This is a genomic window from Bradyrhizobium sp. USDA 327 (genome assembly GCF_041262065.1).
GTDB classification, from domain to species: Bacteria; Pseudomonadota; Alphaproteobacteria; order Rhizobiales; family Xanthobacteraceae; genus Bradyrhizobium; species Bradyrhizobium liaoningense.
In genome coordinates, this window is the sequence record NZ_JBGCCW010000001.1 from 7,508,526 (window position 1) to 7,528,466 (window position 19,941).

Genomic DNA, 19,941 nt, shown 5'->3' on the forward strand with positions numbered 1-19,941 from the left:
ACCGATATCAGATCTTGCTATTCTCCGCCGCAATCCCGAGCCGCCGGACGATCTCCGTGGCCACGGCGCGCGCCTCGGCTCGCGACCCGATACGGGGGCTGCGAAATCGCCGCCTCGAGTGCAGCCGGATCACGACGATGCAGTGCTCGTCCTCGGAGCGGCCGCGGCGCTCGACGGTGATCGTCTTCACGTCGCGCCCCTCGATATGGTCGGCGCGCAAGCTGCCGTCGCCCCACAGGCGCTCGACGCGGATATCGCTCTGGCGGATGATCCAGAAGGCACCGGTGACGAGGTTGGCGTATCTGTAGACGACGAACGCCGCGATCGCGCCGGCGGGCAACAGCGCGATGTCGATCGGGCCCGGCGGCAGGCCGCGCCAGAGCTTGTAGGCATAGGGAACGGCGCTCACGGCGACCGCGATCAGTGCAACGATGTAGATTTCCCGCGTCGGAAACGGCTCGATCGGTTCGCCGAGATGCATCTCGCGATTGCTGGCATCGAGCGGATTGCGGGGTGCCTCGACATTGGGAACGCCGAACTGCGTGGCGATCCGGGTCACGGTGTCATGCACATGCGTGACGTCCGAGATCGGCGGGGACGTCAGGCGTTCCCCCGAGGCCAGCGTGAAGGCCAGCTGGAAACGGGCTTTCACCCTCTTGTTGCCGGGAACCTGCAATTCCCTGATGTCGTCCTTGGGCACGACCCGCGTGCGGAGCTTTCCGAACGGACGCTGCTGCCCGATCAGGATCTCGCTCGGTGTGATGATCCACACCACGGCCGGCGCCATCATGATGCCGACGACGAAGCCCGCCCCCACGAGCAGCGCGACCACGGAGATCACGATTTCCAGGATGTCGCGCGTGAACAGGCCCGGCGTGAAGCACAGCGCAACCGCGGCCGCAAAGCCGGACATCACCAGCCGCTGGGCGATCGAGGCGCCTTCACGAAGGCGGATGTCGGTGCTGGTGGTCGCGTCGTCCATCGCGGGCGGTTGTTTCCGTCGCTCGCGAAACTCCGCGGACCGGTCCGCGGAGTCAAGCAACAAGGGCGACAGATGCCGAGCGGCAGGATGGACGCGCCCCGGCCACGGCGACGGTGCGCTCCCACCCCCCAAATACAAAACGACCCGGACGGGGGCATCGTCCGGGTCGCTGGAGGTCTTGGGAGGTTTAACGAAACCGTATGAGAAGCTTATAGGGACGAAGTTTTTCCGCCTGATGTTGCGCTTTGTTTCAATTGTTTCGTCGGAGGTAACACTTCCGTGTCCGGGGACAGGGCCTGAGCTGCGGTCCTATCCCATTGAATTGATTGGATTTAGGCGGCGAAACGATCCACGCCGGCAACCTTAAGCAAATCGGCCAGTTGCTTGCGGGCATAGAACATCCGCGTCTTCACCGTGCTCTGGGGGATGCCGATGATCTGCCCGACCTCCTCCACCGATTTCTCGTGATAGTAGACGAGGTTGATGATCTCCCGATGCGCCGGCGACAGCTTCTGCACGCAGGCGCGCAGGATGGCGCTGGTGTCGCTGCGGTCGAGCGAGGTCTCCGGCGTGTCGGCACCATCGGCAATCTGGCGCACGTCTTCCTGGTCGATGTCCTCGAAGCGGCGCTGGCGCATCGCGGTCAGCGCCTTGAAGCGGGCGATCGAGAGCAGCCAGGTCGAGACCTGCGAGCGGCCCTGGAATTGGCCGGCGGTCCGCCACACATCCAGAAACACCTGACTGACCAGGTCTTCCGCAGTGGTGGCGTCGCGCACGATGCGCAAGATGAAGCGGTACACCCGCACATTGTGTCGGCAATAGAGAATGTGCATGGCCGTCCGGTTGCCGTCGGCAATGCTCTCGAGGAGCATGTCGTCCGAGGTCGCCTGAGCGGCAATGATGCTCTGGCTGGCTTGGGCGTTGATGGCGATGACGTTCGGCATTGACTTGGCTCCCCGTAGCGCCGCAACCGAGCGGCGTTTCCTTGAGCCGAAGTGTTAATGAGCCAACGTTTCGGGACGTCTGCACGAAAAGGAGAAAATGGTTTCGTGCGCCGCCAAATTGTTTCGTCGCGGCGGCCTCGACGAAACATTCGGGGCAAAAAGGCGTGGAATTTCAACGTGCGGGAAATACGGGGGTGGGAATTTGGGGCTGAGCGGAGGCGCCGGGAACGTATTTCGGGCTGTTGCGTTCGTCCGCCCTCGCCGTGATTCCGGGTTCGCCCTTCGGGTGCCCCGGAATGACGTCCCTACGCCTTCTCGCCCGCCGGAGAAAACAGATAGCCGCCGCCGCGGATGGTGCGGATCACGGCGGGCTTGGCCGGATCGGGCTCGATCTTGCGGCGGATGCGCATGATGCGGAGATCGACCGCGCGGTCGAAGGCCTCGGCGTCGCGCGCATTGGCCAATTCCAGCAGGCGCTCGCGCGACAGCACGCGTTTCGGATTCGCCGCGAACACCTTCAGGAGCCCGAACTCGGAGGCCGTCAGCGGATGCTCGTTGCCCTCGTCGTCGCGCAACGCCTGCGCTTCGAGATCGAGCCATTTGGTGCCGAAGCGCACCAGCCGCTCCTTGTCCGATTTCGCCGCCGACGCATCGGGCGCTGCTGCCTTGGCCGGCACGCTCCGCCGCAGCACCGAGCGGATGCGCGCCATCAGCTCGCGCAGCTCGCAGGGCTTGGCCACGTAGTCGTCGGCGCCTAGCTCGAGTCCGACGACGCGATCGATCGGGCTCGCGGTCGCCGTGAGCATGATCACCGGAACGTTGATGCGGCTCTTGAGGTCGCGAATGATCGAGAGCCCGTCTTCCTCGGGCATGTTGAGATCGAGCACGACGAGGTCGGGCATGCTGCCCTGGATCGCGGCGCGCAAGCTCTTGCCGCCGTCGCACAGCGTCACGGTGAAGCCGTGCATCTTGAGGTAATCGCCGACCATCTCCCGGGCCGGCGCCTCGTCGTCGACGATCATGATGTGCTGGCTTTGGGTCATGGTCTCTGCATCACGGCATTTCAGTCGCGGGGAGGGTGATGGTGAAGGTCGATCCCTTGCCGGGGCCGTCGCTGTCGGCGGTTACCTCGCCGCCATGCATGTCGATGATACGCTTGACGATGGAGAGCCCAAGCCCCGTCGAGCTCTCGCCGGCGGTCGGTTTTGCCGACAGCCGCTGGAACCGGCCGAACAGGCGGCCGAGATCCTCCGGCGACAGGCCGGCGCCCTCGTCGCTGACGCGGACGGTGGTGTCGCGGCCCTCATGGCTGACGGCCACGTCGATCTTGCCGCCGATCGGAGAGTATTTGATGGCGTTGCTGATGAGATTGTCGATCGCCTCGCGGATGCGGTCGGTGTCGCACATGGTGACCATGTTGGCCGGCGCGGCGACGCTGATCGTCTGCTGCTTGTTGACGGCGAGCGGCTGGTTGGCTTCGGCAACCTCCTTGACCAGCGCCGCGACGTCGACCGGCTCGCGACGGATGGTGATGTCGAAGGCATCGGCCATCGCATCCGAGATCAGGTGATCGACCATGGTGGTCAGGCGCTTGGTGGCGTCGCGAATGTGGTCGACCTGGGCGACCACGCCGCTTTCCGAGGCGCCGGTCGAAATCAGCTCCTTCAGCATCTCGGTGCGGCCGAGGATGACCCCGAGCGGATTCTTCAGGTCGTGCGCGACGGTGCCCAGAATCTCGTTCTTGAAGCCGTTGGCGCGCTGCAGCCGCAGCCATTGCGCCGAGAGCCGGCGGTTGGCCTGCATCAGCGCGCGGGTGCGCTGGGCGACGCGGTCTTCGAGCTGGGTGTTGGCGTCCTGGAGCTGCTGATAGAGGATCACGTTGTCGAAGGCGATCGAGAGCCGGCTGGAGAAGATCTCGACCAGCGAGCGGTCGGTTTCCGACAGCTCGCGCTCGGCCTGGAGCAGCACCACGACCTCGCGGCCGCTTCCGGTGCGCAAGTAGATCACGCTGCGGTGGTCGGCGAATTCGTTCTTGCGGCGCTGGAACGCCGCCTCGACCATCTCGCGCAGATCAGGGTCGAGCGCCTTCGACGTGGTGGTGCCGATGAAGCGGCTGTAGCAGCCGCTGCCGGCGAGCACCGAGAGCTCGGGATCGACGCCGCCATTGTCGCGCAGGACCAGGATGCCGGCGCAATCGACGTTGAGCAGCGAGGCGAGCTGGGTCAGCACGCCCTCGGCGAGCCGCTGCATCGACTTGAAGTCGTACAGCGTCGAGGCGGCGTCGATGATGATCTCCAGCCCGCGCCGCGTCTGCACCATGCGCTCGAGCTGCTGATAGGAGCGCAGCGCCGCGGTCAGGGAGGTGAACAGCTTGTCGGCGGTGAGCTCGGTCTTGGCCTTGTAGTCGTTGATGTCGTATTGCACGATCACGCGCCGCTCCGGCGCCTGGCCGGGCTGGCCGGTGCGCAGGATGATGCGCACGGTCTCGTTCCTGATCTCGTTGCGGATGAACTCGACCAGCTCGAGGCCGGCGACGTCGGTCTCCATGATGACGTCGAGCAGCACGGCCGCGATGTCGCCGTGCTCGGCCATCAGCTTGCGGCCTTCCGCTGCGGAATAGGCCGAGAGGATCTCCAGGCTCTGGCCGTTGAGGCTGTAGTCGGACAGCGCGAAACGGGTGCCGTCATGCACGGCCGGATCGTCGTCGATGACGGCGATCTTCCACTTCCGGGCGTTACTATCCTCCGACGCGGTACCGGTATCGTCGATCAGGTGGAGGACATCGTCCTGTTCGGCCATTGAGAAGATCCGTCAATTTCTGTGCTTCGCGCGCCGCCCTTGGCGACCCGGGGTATGATAATGCGAAAAGTGGTGCCTTGTCCCAGCTTGGATTCCAGCACCATGCGGCCGCCGAGCTGCTGGGTGACGAGGTTATAGACGATATGGAGGCCAAGTCCCGTGCCGCCTTCATTGCGCCGGGTGGTAAAGAAAGGGTCAAAGGCCTGGCGCTGCACGTCGGGGGTCATGCCGGCTCCGTCATCGGCGAAGCTGATCTCGATGTCGTCGGTCCCGCGCGGCCGCGCCGAGATCGCGATCGTGCCGGCGCGCCCGTCGGCGAAAGCGTGGTTGGCGGCGTTGAGGAACAGGTTGGTCAGGATCTGGCCGTAGGAGCCGGGATAGCCGTCGAGCAGCAGCCCCTCGGGCACGTCGACCTGAAGCGTGATCGGCGAGCGCTTCAGCACCGGGCGCAGGCTGGCGATGATCTGGTCGGTGGCTTCGCTGAGCGAGAATTGCCGCCGCTCGGCATGCGAGCGGTCGACCGCAACCTGCTTGAACGACTGGATCAGCTCGCCCGCGCGCTGGAGGTTGGCGACGAGCTGCTGCGAGGCGTCGCGTGAGGACTGCACGAATTCCTCCAGCTGCGAGCGGCGCAGGCCACCGTCGCCCTTGAGCTGGGCCTCGAAGATCTCGGTGCGCCGGGCCAAGCTGGAGGCCACCATGAGGCTGATGCCGATCGGGTTGTTGACCTCGTGCGCGACGCCGGCAACCAGGCCGCCGAGCGCTGCCAGCCGTTCGGCATCGATCAAATTCTGCTGCGCGGCATTGAGCTCGAGCAGCGCGCTCTCGGCTTTCTCCTTGGACGCGCGCAGCTCGTCCTCGGTCTCGCGCTTGGCGATCGCGTTCTCGCGGAACACCTCCACCGCGCGCGCCATGGCGCCGACCTCGTCGCGCGCCTTGGTGCCCTGCACCTCGCGATCGAGGTCGCCGAGCGTGATCGCGCGCATCGCCGTCATGATCTGCTGCAGCGGCAGGCGGATCGACAGCGCGATCAGCACGCCGGCGCTGAGGATGATGCCGAGGAAGATGATCGCGATCGACAGCACCCGGCGGGAAATGTCGGCCAGCGTGCGGTCGAAGGTCTCCTGCGCCTTCTGCTCGCGCTGGCGCATCTTGGTCGAGAGGTCGTCGATGGCGCCGATCGCCTCGGCCTGGCTGGCGTCGATGGTGTTGCGGAGCAGCTCGGTGCGGCTCGCGAGCTGTTCGGAGAGCTTGGCGAAGCCCTCGCGCAGCGCCATGGTGCGGGCCGCAAGCCGCCGCAGGGCCATCTTCTGGAGGTCGTTGTCGGCGAGATCGATCATGACCGGGATGGTCTTCTCGATCGTCTCGGTGTTGCGGCGTGCATCGTCGGCGGCGCCCGATGACTGCGACAGGTAGTAGGAATTGGCCGCCACCAGCATCGCGGTGAAGGCCTCGCGGGACTTGCCGAGCGAGGGCCAGATCAGCGCGTCGCGATGGCCGGTGGCGCCCTCGATGATGGAGTAGAGGCCGGCCATGTCCCTGGCCGGGCCCTGCACCTGTTCCTCATAGGTCTTGGCGATCGTCGCCTGCACGCTGCGCAGCTCGCCGAAACCGTTGAGGAAGCGATCGGTGGTGCGCTCCAGCTCCTCGACCGAGCCCGACAGCATCGGGTCCTTGGCGGCGCGGTTGGTCAGCGTGCCCAGCACCGCCTCGCGCAGCAAGAGAATCTCGGCGAACAGGTCCGGGCTCGGCTGGTTGATATAGCGGTGGATCAGGTTCTGGAGGCGTCCGGTCTCGCTTTCGAGCAGCGCCAGGATCCGGTCGGACTCGCGTACCTGGCGCACGTCGTGCCAGGCCGAGCCCAGCACCTGCGCGCCGTTCCAGATCATCGCCACCAGCACCACGACCACGGCGGAGTTCAGCGCGGCGATCGACAGGATGCGCCAGCGGATCGGCACCGCCCGCAGCACGCCGACGAGCCGCGCGCGCAGCTGCCCGATCGGGCCGGGCGGCCTGTCCGCGTGTTCGCTATGTCCAAGTGCAGCCAACAGGCCTCACTCCACCTTGCGAATGCGTTCGATCAGCGCGGCTGCCGCAGGATCGCGTCCGGCCTTGGCGTAGATTGCGGCCATTGCCTCCTCGAACGGCTTGCGGTCGATGTCCCTGATGATGGTCACGCCCGCGTCCTGCGCCTTGCGCTGCGACTGTTCCTCGAGGTCGCGCCACTTCTCGCGCATGAAGCGGCTGGAGCGCTGCGCGGCCTCCCTGAAGATGATCCGGTCGTCCGGCGACAGGCTCTGCCAGGCCTTCAGCGAGATCACCAGCACCTCCGGGCTCATCGTGTGCTCGGTGAGCGTGTAGTGGCCGGCATGCTTGTAATGGTCCGTCGTCACGAAAGATGGCCAGTTGTTCTCGGCGCCGTCGATCAGGTGGTTGGCAAGCCCGGTGACCACCTGCCCGTAGGGCAGCTCGACCGGTTCGGCGCCGAGCGCGCGCATCATCTGGCTCATCAACTCCGACTGCTGCACCCGGATCCGCAATCCCTGGAGATCTGCGACGCTTCGGACCGGGCGGATGCCATTGTAGATCGACCGCGCGCCCGAATCGTAGAAGCAGAGTCCAACGAAGCCGTAGGGCTCGAAACTGTTCAAGATCTCGCTGCCGATCGGCCCGTCCAGCACGTTCTGCATGTGCTCGATGGACCGGAACAGGAACGGCATTGCGAGCACGTTCATCGCCGGGACGAAATTGCCGATCAGCGCCACGTTGGTCCGGTTGAGGTCGATCGCGCCGGCCCGGGTTTGCTCGATGGTCTCCTTTTCCTCGCCGAGCTGACGGGAGTGGAACACCTTGATCTCGTGCCGGCCGCCGCTGCGCTCGGCGATCAGGGCGCCCATGTAGCGCAGCGCCTGGACGGTCGGGTAATTCTCGGCCTGAGTGTCGGCGGCGCGAAATTCGCGCGCAACGGCGCCCGTCGTCCAGACGGCAAGCAGAAGCGCGACGAAGATCACCCCGGTCCGCGAAGATTCGGCACGGTTCAGCACTGGCACACTCAACCCCTCAGTGGTGGAGTCTATGGCGGGAAGGAAAAGGTTCAATGCAATCTAAAGCGTTTTCAAGCGAAGTGGATACCGGTTTGCGTAAAGAAAACGCGTCAAATTAAGAATCTAGAGACCCGTCCGATCGGAACGGGTCTCTAGCAGATGGTAAAGGGAAGGCCATCCCGCCGGGCCGATTGTGCGGCGCGGCCGGCGCTCATTCCCGGTTGAAACCGCAAATGCCGCGCCGTAAGCAGGATAAGGTCGCCGTCCGCCGCGCGACATGGGAAGAGCTATCGTGACTTCAGCATTGCGCCTCTTGCAGGTCGTCGCCGTCTTCGTGGTCCTCACATTGACCTCCGGGGCGCGTGCCGCCACCGACATCGCGCTGTGGCACGCCATGTCCGGCGAGCTCGGCCGGCAGCTCGACAAGCTCGCCTCCGACTTCAACGCCTCGCAGTCCGACTACCGGATCGTGCCTGCCTACAAGGGCAATTACACCGAGACGGTGACGGCCGCGATCTTCGCCTTCCGCTCGCGCAGCCAGCCGGCGATCGTCCAGGTCAACGAGGTCGCCACCGCCACCATGACTGCGGCCAAGGGCGCGATCTATCCGGTGTTCAGCCTGATGCGGGACCAGGGCGAGCCGTTCTCGCTGGGCGATTACCTGCCCGCGGTCTCCGGCTACTACACCGATGCGGCCGGCAATCTGCTGTCCTTCCCGTTCAATTCCTCGACCCCGATCCTCTACTACAACAAGACCATGTTCCGCGAGGCGGGCCTCGATCCGGAGGCGCCGCCGAAGACCTGGCCGGAATTGGGGGCGGCCGCAAAGCGCCTGCGCGACCATGGCGCGGCCTGCGGCTTCACCACGTCCTGGCCGTCCTGGATCCATGTCGAGAATTTCTCCGCCTTCCACAATTTGGCCCTGGCGACGCGGGCGAACGGCTTTGCCGGGCTCGATGCCGAATTGACCATCAACAATCCGCTTCTCGTCAAGCACCTCGCCCAACTCGCGGAGTGGCAGAAGACCAGGCTGTTCGACTACAGCGGCCGCGGGCAAGCAGCCGAGCCGCGCTTCCAGAAGGGCGAATGCGGCATCTTCATCGGCTCCTCGGCGACGCGTGCCGACATCAAGGCGAATTCGAAGTTCGAGATCGGCTACGGCATGATGCCGTACTGGCCCGACGCAAAGGACGCGCCGCAGAATTCGATCATCGGCGGCGCCACGCTTTGGGTGCTGCGCGACCGTCCCCGCCAGGAATACAAGGGTGTGGCGCGGTTCTTTGCCTATCTGTCGCAACCCGCCGTGCAGGCCGCCTGGCACCAGAACACCGGCTACCTGCCTGTGACCCGCGCCGCTTTCGAGCTGACGCGGTCGCAGGGTTTCTACGAGCGCAATCCGGGCTCGGCGATCTCGTTCGAGGAGATCACGCTGCATCCGCCGACGGAGAACTCGAAGGGCATCCGGCTCGGCTCCTTCGTTCTGATCCGCGGCGCCATCGAGGACGAGCTGGAGCAGGCCTTTGCCGGCCAGAAGAGCGCGCAAGCCGCACTGGATTCCGCCGTCGAGCGCGGCAACAAGCTGCTGCGCCAGTTCGAGCGCGCAAGTCCGGAACGGTAGCGGCGTGTCGCGATTGGATATCGCTGTAGCCGCAAGCGAGGTGCGCTCCCTCCCCCGCTTGCGGGGGAGGGTTGGGGAGAGGGTGCTTCCGCAATGGGACAATCCCCAAGAGGAGAAAACCCTCACCCGGCACTACGTGCCGACCTCTCCCGCAAGCGAGAGCTTTGCATAAAGCACGAATCTGCAATTCTCTCGGCTTGATTGGTAGGGGGCTGGGGATGGCATATCGGCAGGTTGGACAACCGAGCTTCGCGGACGCGCTGGTGTCGCGGCGAGGGAAAGGCAATCGGGTGCTGAGGCGGGTTGGCGAACTGGTCGATTGGGCGGCAGTGGCGCGCGTGCTGGGCGGTCTGCCGGAACCGGAGCGGGGCGCGCCGGCCTATCCGCGGCTGGTGATGTTCAAGGCGCTGCTGCTGCAGCAATGGTACGGGCTGTCCGATCCTGAGCTTGAAGAGGCGCTGGATGATCGCGCCTCGTTCCGCGATTTCTGCGGCTTTGTGCTGGGCGACGAGACCCCCGACCACGCAACGATCTGGCGCTTCCGCGACGCTTTGCAGCGGGCCGGCCTGGACGAGACGCTGTTCGGTGAGATCCTGCGCCAGATCGAGGCGCATGGGCTGGTGCTGCGGCGGGGCACACTGATCGATGCGAGCCTGATCCCGGCGGCGGTGAAGCCGCCAAAGCCGCCAGAGGACCCGCAGCCGCCCGGCCCGGACGGCCGGGCGCCGAGCAAACTGGTCAACAGCAAGCGCGATCCGGATGCGCGCTGGACCAAGAAGGGCGGCAAACGATACTTCGGCTACAAGGCGCATGTCGGCATCGACAAGGGCTCGGCCATCATCCGCCGCAACAAGCTGACCGATGCTGCGGTCAACGACACGGTGCCCGCCGACGAGTTGATCTGTGGTGATGAGAAGGCGGTCTACGCCGACCAGGCCTATGACAAGCACGAGCGCCGCAGCGGCCTCCGTGCGCGAGGCATCAAGCCGCGGCTGATGTTTCGGCCCAACAAGCATCATCCGCTGACCGAGCGGCAGAAGCGCTTCAACGACGCTGTGGGAAAGCGCCGCGCACCGGTCGAGCAGGTCTTCGCGCGCCTCAAGGGCAGCTACCGCTGGGCGCGCGCCCGCTATCTCGGCTTGGCGCGCAACCAGACGCGTCTGCGCCTGATCTGCCTCGCCATGAATCTCAAACGATGGGCAGTGCTGTCTCCTGCGGGAGCTGCGGCATGACCGCCGCCGCCCAACGCCATCGGTTGGCCGCGAAAACCCAACCATTCAACGCCCGCGCGCCGTCCGACCCCGCGCAAAAAAAGCCCGACATCGGGAACCAGTCCCTTACATCCAATTATGCAAAGCTCTCGCAAGCGGGAGAGGTGCACCGTCTTCTCGGCTGGCATCGAGCCAACCAAAGCCAATCCTGCTTTCGATACGCAAGCGCCAATGACAATCATGCCGTCGCAACAACTTCCTCACCTCACCGACGCCGAAAGCTTTCGCGCCTTTCGCTCCGCGTCCTCGCAATGGCTGCCGATCGCGCTCGACATCGCGCGCGGACATAGTCTCGATGTCGGCTCGCCGCATGTGTTTCCGACCGGGACCAATCTCGTGATCGGGCTCGGCGACAGGCTGATCCTCAAGATCTTCCCGCCGCTGCTCCGCGCTCAATTCGTCTCCGAGCGCGCCTCGTTGATGCAGCTTGCCGGTCGTCTTCACCTGCCGATCCCCGAGATCGTCGCGGAAGGCGTGCGCGACGGCTGGCCCTATCTCGTCATCACGCGCCTTGCCGGCACGCTCGGCTCGGAGGTCTGGCCGCATTTGCCGGAAGACCAGAAGGAGCGCGTGCTGCGCCAGATCGGCGAGACCATCGCTTCCGTGCAGCGCGTCCCTCTTGGGGAGCTCGCGCATATCGAGCCGCGCTGGGACGCGTTCATGCGCGCCCAGATGCAGGGCTGCAAGGCGCGGCATGCGCGTCTTGGCCTTGCACCGAAGTTTCTCTCAGGTCTCGACGATCTCCTTCGCGACGCAGCTCGGCTGATTCCGATGGACGCACCGCCGGTGATCCTGATCGGCGAATACATCCCGGAGAACTTTTTGCTCGCCAGCGATGACGGCGAATGGTCGCTCAAAGGCCTGTTCGACTTCGGCGACGTGCTCGCAGGATGGCGCGATTACGATTTGCTCGGCCCCAGCGCCTTCATGGCGGCGGGACGGCCGGGCAGGGTGAGGAGCCTGCTCGAAGGCTTTGGCTATACGAAGCTCGATTTCGCGCTCAAGCGCCGCTTGATGGCCTTGATGCTGCTGCACCGCGCCAGCGACCTCAACAGCCACATCTGCATCGAAGGCTGGCAGGAGAGGGTGGCGGACCTGGTCGAGCTTCAGGACTTGATCTGGCCAGGGTGAGCGCTCCCCGCTGCGCCTCCCGATGTCATTCCGGGGCGCCGCGGAGCGGCGAGCCCGGAATCCATTGTCCCGCGCGTTCTGCCGCCCGATGGATTTCCGGGCTCGATGCTACGCATCGCCTCGGGATGACGGCCGGGGTGCCGCTGCAATGCGGCGTCCTCCGAAGGGAGGGTTCTGTCCTCGCCTTCCAAATGGGCTCCTCCATTTATCGGCCTATGTTTTAGGCAATCATCTCTCTTTGTATGCAATACGAGGCGTGGCCGCTCTCTTCAATTTCCGCCAGGAATGGCATAACATGAATAAAATCAGCATGTTAATCCGCGGGTAATGCCTCGTTAAGCTCTGGCACGAACCTTGCGAAAGCGGTTCCAACCAAAACTTTGTGTTGGAGCAATTTCATGAAGCGCCGCGATTTCCTCAAATCCGTTTCCGGGTTGGCCGCGGGAGCGGCGCTTCCGGCCATGCCATCGGTCGTCTCCTCCGCCAGGGCCGATGCCCGCTCCGAGACGCTGCTGATCGTCTCCGAAGGCGGCCCCAACAATCTCGACATCCACGGCATCGGCACCAACGTGCCCGGCTATGAGGTGTCCTGGAATTGCTACGACCGCCTGATCAGCCACGAGATGAAGAGCGGCCCCGGCGGCGTGCCCTATTACGATCGCGACAAGTTCAAGGGCGAGCTGGCCGAGGACTTCAAGATCGACGACATGTCGGTCACCTTCAAGCTGAAGAAGAACGCCAAATTCCACGACGGTGCGCCGGTCACCGCCAAGGACGTGAAATGGTCGCTCGACCGCGCCGTCAGCGTCGGCGGCTTCCCGACCTTCCAGATGAGCGCGGGCTCGCTGACCAAGCCGGAGCAGTTCGTCGTGATCGACGATCATACGGTGCGCGTCGACTTCCTGAAGAAGGATAGGCTCACGATCCCCGATCTCGCCGTCATCGTGCCCTGCATCGTCAATTCCGAGCTGGTGAAGAAGAACGCCAGCGAAAAGGACCCCTGGGGTCTCGAGTTCACCAAGCAGCAGACCGCGGGCTCCGGCGCCTACAAGGTGGTGAAATGGACCGCCGGCACCGAAGTGGTGATGGAGCGCAACGACGACTGGGTCGGCGGTCCCCTGCCGAAGATCAAGCGCGTGATCTGGCGCATGGTGCCGCAGGCCGGCAATCGCCGTGCGCTGCTCGAGCGCGGCGACGCCGACATCTCCTATGAGCTGCCGTTCAAGGATTTCCAGGAGATGAAGGCGAACGGCAAGCTCAACGTGGTGTCGCTGCCGTTCTCGAACGGCATCCAGTATATCGGCATGAACGTGACCAAGCCGCCCTTCGACAATCCGAAGGTGCGGCAGGCCATGGCCTATGCGATGCCGTACCAGAAGATCATGGACGCCGTGCTGTTCGGCCTCGGCAATCCCATGTTCGGTGCGCCCAAGGACAAGCCGACCGAGGTCGCCTGGCCGCAGCCGCACAAGTTCAACACCGACATGGAGAAGGCGAAGGCGCTGCTGGCCGAGGCCGGCTACGCCAACGGCTTCGAGACCACGATCTCGTTCGACCTCAACTTCGCGGGCGTCAACGAGCCGCTCTGCGTGCTGGTGCAGGAATCGCTCGCCCAGCTCGGCATCAAGACCACCATCAACAAGGTGCCCGGCGCCAACTGGCGCACCGAGTTGAACAAGAAGGAGATGCCGCTCTTCACCAACGTGTTCTCGGGCTGGCTCGATTATCCCGAATACTTCTTCTACTGGTGCTATCACGGCAACAATTCCGTCTTCAACACCATGAGCTACAAGTCGGCGGAGATGGACAAGCTGATCGATGGCGCGCGCACGGCCGCTGCGACCGGCGACACGGCGACCTACGACAAGGACGTGAAGGGCTTCGTCGATCTCGCCTACACCGACGTGCCGCGCATCCCGCTGTACCAGCCCTTCGTCAACGTCGCGATGCAGAAGAACATCAGCGGTTACCAATACTGGTTCCACCGCAGGCTCGATTATCGCGCGATGGCGAAGGGGTGAGTCATGAGTGAGGTGAGCACGCTCTTCGGGCTCCCTCCCCCCTTGTGGGGGAGGGTTGGGGAGAGGGGTAGCCACGAACTCCGACCTATCGCGGAGCTACCCCCCTCCCTAACCCTCCCCCACAAGGGGGGAGGGAACGCGGCGGAGTGTGTGGCGAGCAGCGTGCGCAACACGCGCAGGAGCGCCCCATGCTGACCATGATCGGCAAGCGCCTGATGTTCGCGATTCCCTCGCTGATCGGCGTCGTCATCGTCACCTTCCTGCTGACGCGCGCGCTGCCCGGTGATCCGGCGGCGTACTTCGCCGGCCCTGCCGCAACGAAGGAAGCGGTCGAGCAGATCCGCAAGAAGCTCGGTCTCGACAAGCCGCTGGTCGAGCAGTTCTTCCGCTATGCCAACGACCTCGCCCATGGCGATTTCGGCAACTCGCTCACCACCGGCCAGCCTGTCGCGGCCGAAATCCGCAACCGCCTGCCGGCGTCCGCCGAGTTGACCTTGCTCGGCCTCTTCGTCTCGATCGCGATCGCGATTCCGCTCGGCGTGCTGGCGGCAACCCGGCCGGGCTCCTGGATCGACCATCTCTGCCGGGTCACGACGACGGCGGGAGTGTCGCTGCCGGTGTTCTTCACCGGCCTCGTGCTGGTCTACGTGTTCTACTTCCGCCTCGGCTGGTCGCCTGCGCCGCTCGGCCGGTTGGATGTGTTCTACAGCGCGCCGCCGACGGTGACCGGCTTTTACCTCATCGACACCCTGCTCGCGCGCGACGTCGAGGCATTCCGCTCGGCGCTGAGCCAGCTGATCCTGCCGGCGACGACGCTCGCGATCTTCTCGCTGGCGCCGATCGCGCGCATGACGCGCGCCTCGATGCTGGCGGTGCTCGCCAGCGAGTTCGTCCGCACTGCGCGCGCCAGCGGCCTGTCGCCCGCAACCGTGATCGTCACCTACGCCTTCCGCAACGCGATGCTTCCGGTCATCACCACGCTCAGCATGGTGTTCTCGTTCCTGCTGGGCGCCAATGTGCTGGTCGAGAAAGTCTTCGCCTGGCCCGGCATCGGCTCCTATGCGGTGGAAGCGCTGATCTCGTCGGACTTTGCGCCGGTGCAGGGTTTCGTGCTGACCATGGCGGTCATGTACGTGCTGCTCAACCTCGTGATCGACATTCTCTATGGCGTGATCGATCCGCGCGTGCGGCTGGAGGGATAGCCTATATGATCGTGTCGGATGCGAGTCATGCGAACGGTGCGCTCCCTCCCCCTCCCCCGCTTGCGGGGGAGGGTTGGGGAGAGGGTTTCTCCGCGGTCGAGAACCCCCAAGAGGAGAAAGCCCTCACCCGCGTCGGAGCCTGTCATCGGGCGCGCCTTCGGCGCGACCCGTTGGGCGCGACCTCTCCCGCAAGCGGGAGAGGTAAACCGAGTTCGCGGCGCGTCAATTCATCCCAACGCGCAAACGCTCCAGGAGTGAAGCCATGAGCTCCGTTGCGCCTGCCGCCGAGCCTGTCGGTCCCGCGCGCACGTCCGGACTGGTCGCGATCCTCGAACAGACCCGTTACGTGCTCGGCGAGAACAAGGTCACGGGCTTTGCCTTCGCGCTGCTGATCCTGATCCTCGCCGCCGCGATCTTCGGGCCCTATGTGGTGCCCTACGATCCGCTCGCCTCCGACACTGCCGCTGCCCTGAAGCCGCCGTCGACGGCGCACTGGTTCGGCACCGACCAGCTCGGGCGCGACATCTTCAGCCGCGTCATCGTCGCAACCCGGCTCGACGTCTTCATCGCGGTCGCATCCGTCGCGCTGGTGTTCCTGATGGGCGGGCTCGCCGGCATCGCGGCGGGTTACTTCGGCGGCTGGACCGACCGCATCGTCGGCCGCATCGCCGACACCATCATGGCGTTCCCGCTGTTCGTGCTCGCCATGGGCATCGTCGCCGCGCTCGGCAACACCGTGCAGAACATCATCCTGGCCACCGCGATCGTGAACTTCCCGCTCTATGCCCGTGTCGCGCGCGCCGAAGCGAATGTCCGCCGCAACGCCGGCTTCGTGCAGGCGGCGCGCCTGTCGGGCAACGGCGAATTCCGCATCCTCCTGGTGCACATTCTCCCGAACATCATGCCGATCATGATCGTGCAGATGTCGCTGACCATGGGCTACGCCATCCTCAACGCCGCGGGCCTGTCCTTCATCGGCCTCGGCGTTCGTCCGCCCACCGCCGAATGGGGCATCATGGTCGCGGAGGGCGCCGGCTTCATGGTGTCAGGGGAATGGTGGATCGCGCTATTCCCCGGCCTGGCCCTGATGATCGCCGTGTTCTGCTTCAACCTCCTCGGCGACGGCCTGCGCGACATCGTCGATCCCCAGCGGAGGACGTGATGATTGGTGACCAGTGCGGGATGAGCAACGCTCGCCTCGAATGTCAGGTGGGCGCAACTCTCTCGCTCCCTCCCCCCTTGTGGGGGAGGGGTGGGGAGGGGGGTAGCCCAGGAAAAAGTATCCATGGGGCGGATGTCGCGATGCTCGCATGCGGAGACGGTCCCCGTGTGGCACCCCCCTCCCTGACCCTCCCCCACAAGGGGGGAGGGAATGAGAGAGCAGTGCCTGTCTCACACGCAAAATTCTGGCCAAAATTCCTCAATGATTCCAAGTTCATATCTACTGTGCATGGGGTTGTTTTCGACCTTTTGACTGACGGGAGCCGCCCATGACCGCGCAGCCCCTGCTCGACGTCCAGGACCTCACCGTCGAGTTCACGACCCGTCGCGGCATCGTGAAAGCGGTGCAGCACGTCAACATCTCCGTCGCCAAGGGCGAGACGCTCGCCATCGTCGGCGAGTCCGGCTCCGGCAAGTCGGTGACCTCCTATGCCGTGATGCGCATCCTCGACCGTGCCGGGCGGATTGCCGAGGGCTCGGTGATGTTCTCCGGCATCGACGTCAAGGCCGCGACCGAAGACCAGATGCGCGACTTGCGTGGCCGCGAAGTCTCGATGATCTTCCAGAATCCGCGCGCGGCGCTGAACCCGATCCGCAAAGTCGGCGACCAGATCGAAGACGTGCTGCGCACCCATGTGCAGCAGGCCCAGGTGGCCGATCACGGCGAGAAGGCGATCGAAGCGCTGGAGCAGGTCAAGATCGCCCGCCCGCGCGAGCGCTACCACGCCTATCCCTTCGAGCTCTCGGGCGGCATGTGCCAGCGCGTCGTCATCGCGCTCGCGCTCGCCTGCAATCCGCAGCTCCTGATAGCGGACGAGCCGACCACCGGCCTCGACGTCACCACGCAGAAGGCGGTGATGGATCTGATCGTCGAGCTGACCAGGCGCCGCGCGATGTCGACCATCCTGATCACGCACGACCTTGGCCTGGCCGCCGCCTACTGCGACCGCGTCGTCGTGATGGAGAAGGGACGCGTGGTCGAGACCGCGAAAGCCGCCGACATCTTCGCCAATCCGCAGCACCCCTACACCAAGAAGCTGATGCGCGCGACGCCGCGGCTCGGGGTGAGCCTGCGCGATCTGTTGCCGGAAGATGAACCCGCGACGACGGCTTCCTTCGCCTCTCCGCGCATGCGGGGAGAGGCTGACGCGCCCAGCGCGGCGGGTGAGGGGAACTCTCCAGGCATCGTGCTCGCGGAGAGTCCCTCTCACCCCGACCCTCTCAGCGCGAGCGAAGCTCGTCGCGACCCCGCAAGCAGGGAGAGCGAGAAGGCACCCCTCCTCCTCGTCGACAAGCTCGTCAAGGAATATCCCCGCCAGGGCGCGACCGCCGTGCTCGGAAAACTGTTCGGCCGCAAGCCGCCGGTCGAGCCCGACGTGTTCCGCGCCGTCGACGGCATCAGCTTCTCGGTCGGCCATGGCGAGAGCGTCGGCCTCGTCGGCGAATCCGGCTGCGGCAAATCGACCACGTCGATGATGGTGATGCGGCTGCTCGACCAGACCTCCGGCCTGATCAAGTTCGACGGCGAGGACATCGGTGCCATCCAGCCGGCATCGTTTGCTCGGCTGCCGCAGCGCAGCCGCATCCAGATGGTGTTCCAGGATCCGACCGACAGCCTCAACCCGCGCTTCACCGCCGCGCGCGCCATCGCCGACCCGATCATGCAATTGGGTGACATCAAGGGGCGCGACGCGCTCCGCGCCCGCTGCGAGGAGCTGGCCACCATGGTCGGCCTGCCGCACAATCTGCTCGACCGCTTCCCGCACCAATTGTCCGGCGGCCAGAAGGCCCGCGTCGGCATCGCCCGGGCGATCGCCCTGCATCCCAAGCTCGTCATTCTCGATGAGCCGACGGCGGCGCTGGACGTCTCGGTCCAGGCCGTGGTGCTCAATCTGCTGCAGGACCTCAAGGCGCGGCTAGGTATGAGCTATCTGTTCGTCTCGCATGATTTGAATGTGGTGCGCTTGTTGTGCGATCGTGTCATTGTCATGCGGACGGGTCGAATCGTCGAGGAAGGCTCTTCCGAGCAGGTCCTGAGCGATCCGCAGGACGACTACACCAAGGAGCTGCTGACGGCGATTCCGCATCCGCCGTTGCCGGTGCATTGAGATCAGCTTGAGAGAGTGATGGCCGAACCGCTGGACGACTATATCGACGCCGTATCGAAAGCGCTGGCGCTGCCGGTCGAGGAGGCCTGGAGGCCCGCGGTGCGCGCCAACCTCGAGGTCTCGCTGCGGCTCGCCCGTCTTGTCGACGAATTCGCGCTGCCGGACGAGACCGAGCCGGCGCCCGTTTTTACCGCCTGACGCCGCCATGACCGCAAAGCCAGAGATGATGGCCTCCGAGATCGCGAGTGCGGTTGCGGGCGGCAAGATGTCCGCGCTCGATGCCACCGAAGCCGCGCTCGCGCGCATCAAGCAGCACGACACCGTCCTCAACGCCTTTACCGACGTCACCGCCGATCGTGCCCGCGCCAAGGCGCGCGCGATCGATGCCGATATCGCGGCCGGCAAGGAAGTCGGTCCGCTTGCGGGCGTTCCCTTCGCGGTGAAGAACCTGTTCGACGTTTCCGGCCTGCCGACCCGTGCAGGCTCGAAGATCAACCGCGATCGCGCGCCTGCGACGCGCGATGCGGCGCTGATCGAGCGGATGGAAGCCGCCGGCGCCGTTCTCGTCGGCGCGCTCAACATGGGCGAATACGCCTACGACTTCACCGGCGAGAACGTCCACGACGGCCCCTCGCGCAATCCGCACGACACCACGCGGATGAGCGGCGGTTCGTCGGGCGGCTCGGGCAGCGCCGTCGGCGGCGCTCTGGTGCCGATCGCGCTCGGCTCGGACACCAACGGCTCGATCCGCGTGCCGTCGTCGTTCTGCGGCATCTTCGGCCTGAAGCCGACCTACGGCCGGCTGTCGCGAGCGCGGTCGTTCCCGTTCGTGGCGAGCCTCGATCATCTCGGTCCGTTCGCGCGCTCCGTCACCGATCTCGCGCTCGCCTATGACGTGATGCAGGGCCCGGATGCCGACGATGCCGCCTGCACGACGCGTGGCCTGGAACCGACGCTGCCGCTGCTCGCCAATCCGGTCTCGGATCTACGCATCGCCGTTGCCGGCGGTCACTTCCAGAAGAACGTGTTTCCGGAAGCGGTCGAGGCCGTCAGCCGCGTTGCCAAGGCGCTTGGCGCAACGCGGGTGGTCGAGGTGCCCGAAGCTTCGCGCGCACGCGCCGCGGCCTATGTCATCACTACGACCGAGGGCGCCTCGCTGCATCTCGATCGCCTGCGCAAGCGCCCGAACGATTTCGATCCGGCCGTGCGCGACCGGCTGATCGCGGGCGCCATGGTGCCGGCGCCGCTGGTCGATCGCGCGCAGAAATTCCGCCGCTGGTATCGCGCCCAGCTTGCCGAGATCTTCAAATCGGTCGACGTGCTGCTGGCGCCGGCGACGCCCTGCACCGCGCCAAAGCTCGGCCAGGTGAATTTCAACCTCGACGGCGTCGAGCTGCCGGTGCGCGCCAATATCGGCATCCACACCCAGCCGATCTCGTTCATCGGCCTGCCGGTCGTTGCGGTGCCGGTGCCGCTCGAGCCGCTGCCGATCGGCGTGCAGATCATCTGTGCGCCCTGGCGCGAGGACATCGCGCTGCGCGTCGCGCACGCGTTGGAGAAGATGGGCGTCGCTGCTGCGCCCGCGCCAAGAGGATTCTGA

Annotated in this window: 15 protein-coding genes; 9 read left to right on the forward strand and 6 right to left on the reverse strand. The window is 65.4% G+C overall.

Going from position 1 to position 19,941, the window contains the following annotated elements:
* Nucleotides 1-7: 7 nt before the first annotated feature.
* The 6 genes from ABIA42_RS35385 to ABIA42_RS35410 form a co-directional block, all read right to left on the reverse strand.
* Nucleotides 8-982 (reverse strand): hypothetical protein, encoded by a 975-nt coding sequence (locus ABIA42_RS35385; RefSeq protein WP_370116441.1) that lies wholly within the window; start codon nt 980-982, stop codon nt 8-10.
* Between the two features lie 332 nt (nt 983-1,314).
* Nucleotides 1,315-1,926 carry a sigma-70 family RNA polymerase sigma factor gene (locus tag ABIA42_RS35390; RefSeq protein ID WP_271527373.1) on the reverse strand — a complete coding sequence of 204 codons (612 nt, stop codon included), beginning with the start codon at nt 1,924-1,926 and terminating at the stop codon, nt 1,315-1,317.
* A 305-nt stretch (nt 1,927-2,231) separates the two neighbouring features.
* Entirely contained in the window at nt 2,232-2,969 is a 738-nt protein-coding gene (locus tag ABIA42_RS35395) for a response regulator (protein ID WP_271527371.1), read from the reverse strand.
* 10 nt (nt 2,970-2,979) lie between these two features.
* Nucleotides 2,980-4,725 (reverse strand): DUF3369 domain-containing protein, encoded by a 1,746-nt coding sequence (locus ABIA42_RS35400; RefSeq protein WP_370116437.1) that lies wholly within the window; start codon nt 4,723-4,725, stop codon nt 2,980-2,982.
* Nucleotides 4,695-6,773: a HAMP domain-containing sensor histidine kinase gene (locus tag ABIA42_RS35405; RefSeq protein ID WP_271527369.1), complete on the reverse strand. Its 2,079-nt coding sequence runs from the start codon at nt 6,771-6,773 to the stop codon at nt 4,695-4,697. The genes ABIA42_RS35400 and ABIA42_RS35405 overlap by 31 nt, the downstream gene beginning before the upstream one ends.
* 6 nt (nt 6,774-6,779) lie before the next feature.
* Nucleotides 6,780-7,775 (reverse strand): TRAP transporter substrate-binding protein, encoded by a 996-nt coding sequence (locus ABIA42_RS35410; protein ID WP_333921444.1) that lies wholly within the window; start codon nt 7,773-7,775, stop codon nt 6,780-6,782.
* 271 nt (nt 7,776-8,046) lie between these two features.
* On the opposite strand from ABIA42_RS35410, the gene ugpB reads away from it, so the two are divergent.
* From ugpB to ABIA42_RS35455, 9 genes are all read left to right on the forward strand, one after another.
* Complete coding sequence (gene ugpB, locus ABIA42_RS35415) at nt 8,047-9,387, forward strand: sn-glycerol-3-phosphate ABC transporter substrate-binding protein UgpB (protein ID WP_370116432.1); 1,341 nt, start codon at nt 8,047-8,049, stop codon at nt 9,385-9,387.
* A 218-nt stretch (nt 9,388-9,605) separates the two neighbouring features.
* Complete coding sequence (locus ABIA42_RS35420) at nt 9,606-10,619, forward strand: IS5 family transposase (protein ID WP_370113545.1); 1,014 nt, start codon at nt 9,606-9,608, stop codon at nt 10,617-10,619.
* Nucleotides 10,620-10,829: 210 nt separating this feature from the next.
* Complete coding sequence (locus tag ABIA42_RS35425) at nt 10,830-11,789, forward strand: aminoglycoside phosphotransferase family protein (protein ID WP_370116429.1); 960 nt, start codon at nt 10,830-10,832, stop codon at nt 11,787-11,789.
* A 398-nt stretch (nt 11,790-12,187) separates the two neighbouring features.
* Nucleotides 12,188-13,810 (forward strand): ABC transporter substrate-binding protein, encoded by a 1,623-nt coding sequence (locus ABIA42_RS35430; RefSeq protein WP_370116426.1) that lies wholly within the window; start codon nt 12,188-12,190, stop codon nt 13,808-13,810.
* Nucleotides 13,811-13,998: 188 nt separating this feature from the next.
* The gene (locus tag ABIA42_RS35435) at nt 13,999-15,012 is read left to right on the forward strand and encodes an ABC transporter permease (protein ID WP_035677556.1); all 1,014 of its coding nucleotides are present in this window, start codon (nt 13,999-14,001) and stop codon (nt 15,010-15,012) included.
* A 262-nt stretch (nt 15,013-15,274) separates the two neighbouring features.
* Nucleotides 15,275-16,174 (forward strand): ABC transporter permease, encoded by a 900-nt coding sequence (locus ABIA42_RS35440; protein ID WP_370116423.1) that lies wholly within the window; start codon nt 15,275-15,277, stop codon nt 16,172-16,174.
* Between the two features lie 328 nt (nt 16,175-16,502).
* Entirely contained in the window at nt 16,503-18,341 is a 1,839-nt protein-coding gene (locus ABIA42_RS35445; protein WP_370116420.1) for a dipeptide ABC transporter ATP-binding protein, read from the forward strand.
* An 18-nt stretch (nt 18,342-18,359) separates the two neighbouring features.
* Entirely contained in the window at nt 18,360-18,539 is a 180-nt protein-coding gene (locus ABIA42_RS35450; protein ID WP_028182059.1) for a DUF4089 domain-containing protein, read from the forward strand.
* Nucleotides 18,540-18,546: 7 nt separating this feature from the next.
* The gene (locus ABIA42_RS35455; protein WP_271527354.1) at nt 18,547-19,941 is read left to right on the forward strand and encodes an AtzE family amidohydrolase; all 1,395 of its coding nucleotides are present in this window, start codon (nt 18,547-18,549) and stop codon (nt 19,939-19,941) included.

Bases quoted from the DNA above. Each gene is read 5' to 3' on its own strand.
- ABIA42_RS35390 (WP_271527373.1), bottom strand. From the start codon at position 1,926: ATGCCGAACGTCATCGCCATCAACGCCCAAGCCAGCCAGAGCATCATT.
- ABIA42_RS35455 (WP_271527354.1), top strand. From the start codon at position 18,547: ATGACCGCAAAGCCAGAGATGATGGCCTCCGAGATCGCGAGTGCGGTT.
- ABIA42_RS35385 (WP_370116441.1), bottom strand. From the start codon at position 982: ATGGACGACGCGACCACCAGCACCGACATCCGCCTTCGTGAAGGCGCC.
- ABIA42_RS35435 (WP_035677556.1), top strand. From the start codon at position 13,999: ATGCTGACCATGATCGGCAAGCGCCTGATGTTCGCGATTCCCTCGCTG.
- ugpB (WP_370116432.1), top strand. From the start codon at position 8,047: ATGGGAAGAGCTATCGTGACTTCAGCATTGCGCCTCTTGCAGGTCGTC.
- ABIA42_RS35445 (WP_370116420.1), top strand. From the start codon at position 16,503: ATGACCGCGCAGCCCCTGCTCGACGTCCAGGACCTCACCGTCGAGTTC.
- ABIA42_RS35440 (WP_370116423.1), top strand. From the start codon at position 15,275: ATGAGCTCCGTTGCGCCTGCCGCCGAGCCTGTCGGTCCCGCGCGCACG.
- ABIA42_RS35395 (WP_271527371.1), bottom strand. From the start codon at position 2,969: ATGACCCAAAGCCAGCACATCATGATCGTCGACGACGAGGCGCCGGCC.
- ABIA42_RS35420 (WP_370113545.1), top strand. From the start codon at position 9,606: ATGGCATATCGGCAGGTTGGACAACCGAGCTTCGCGGACGCGCTGGTG.
- ABIA42_RS35430 (WP_370116426.1), top strand. From the start codon at position 12,188: ATGAAGCGCCGCGATTTCCTCAAATCCGTTTCCGGGTTGGCCGCGGGA.
- ABIA42_RS35400 (WP_370116437.1), bottom strand. From the start codon at position 4,725: ATGGCCGAACAGGACGATGTCCTCCACCTGATCGACGATACCGGTACC.
- ABIA42_RS35425 (WP_370116429.1), top strand. From the start codon at position 10,830: ATGACAATCATGCCGTCGCAACAACTTCCTCACCTCACCGACGCCGAA.
- ABIA42_RS35450 (WP_028182059.1), top strand. From the start codon at position 18,360: ATGGCCGAACCGCTGGACGACTATATCGACGCCGTATCGAAAGCGCTG.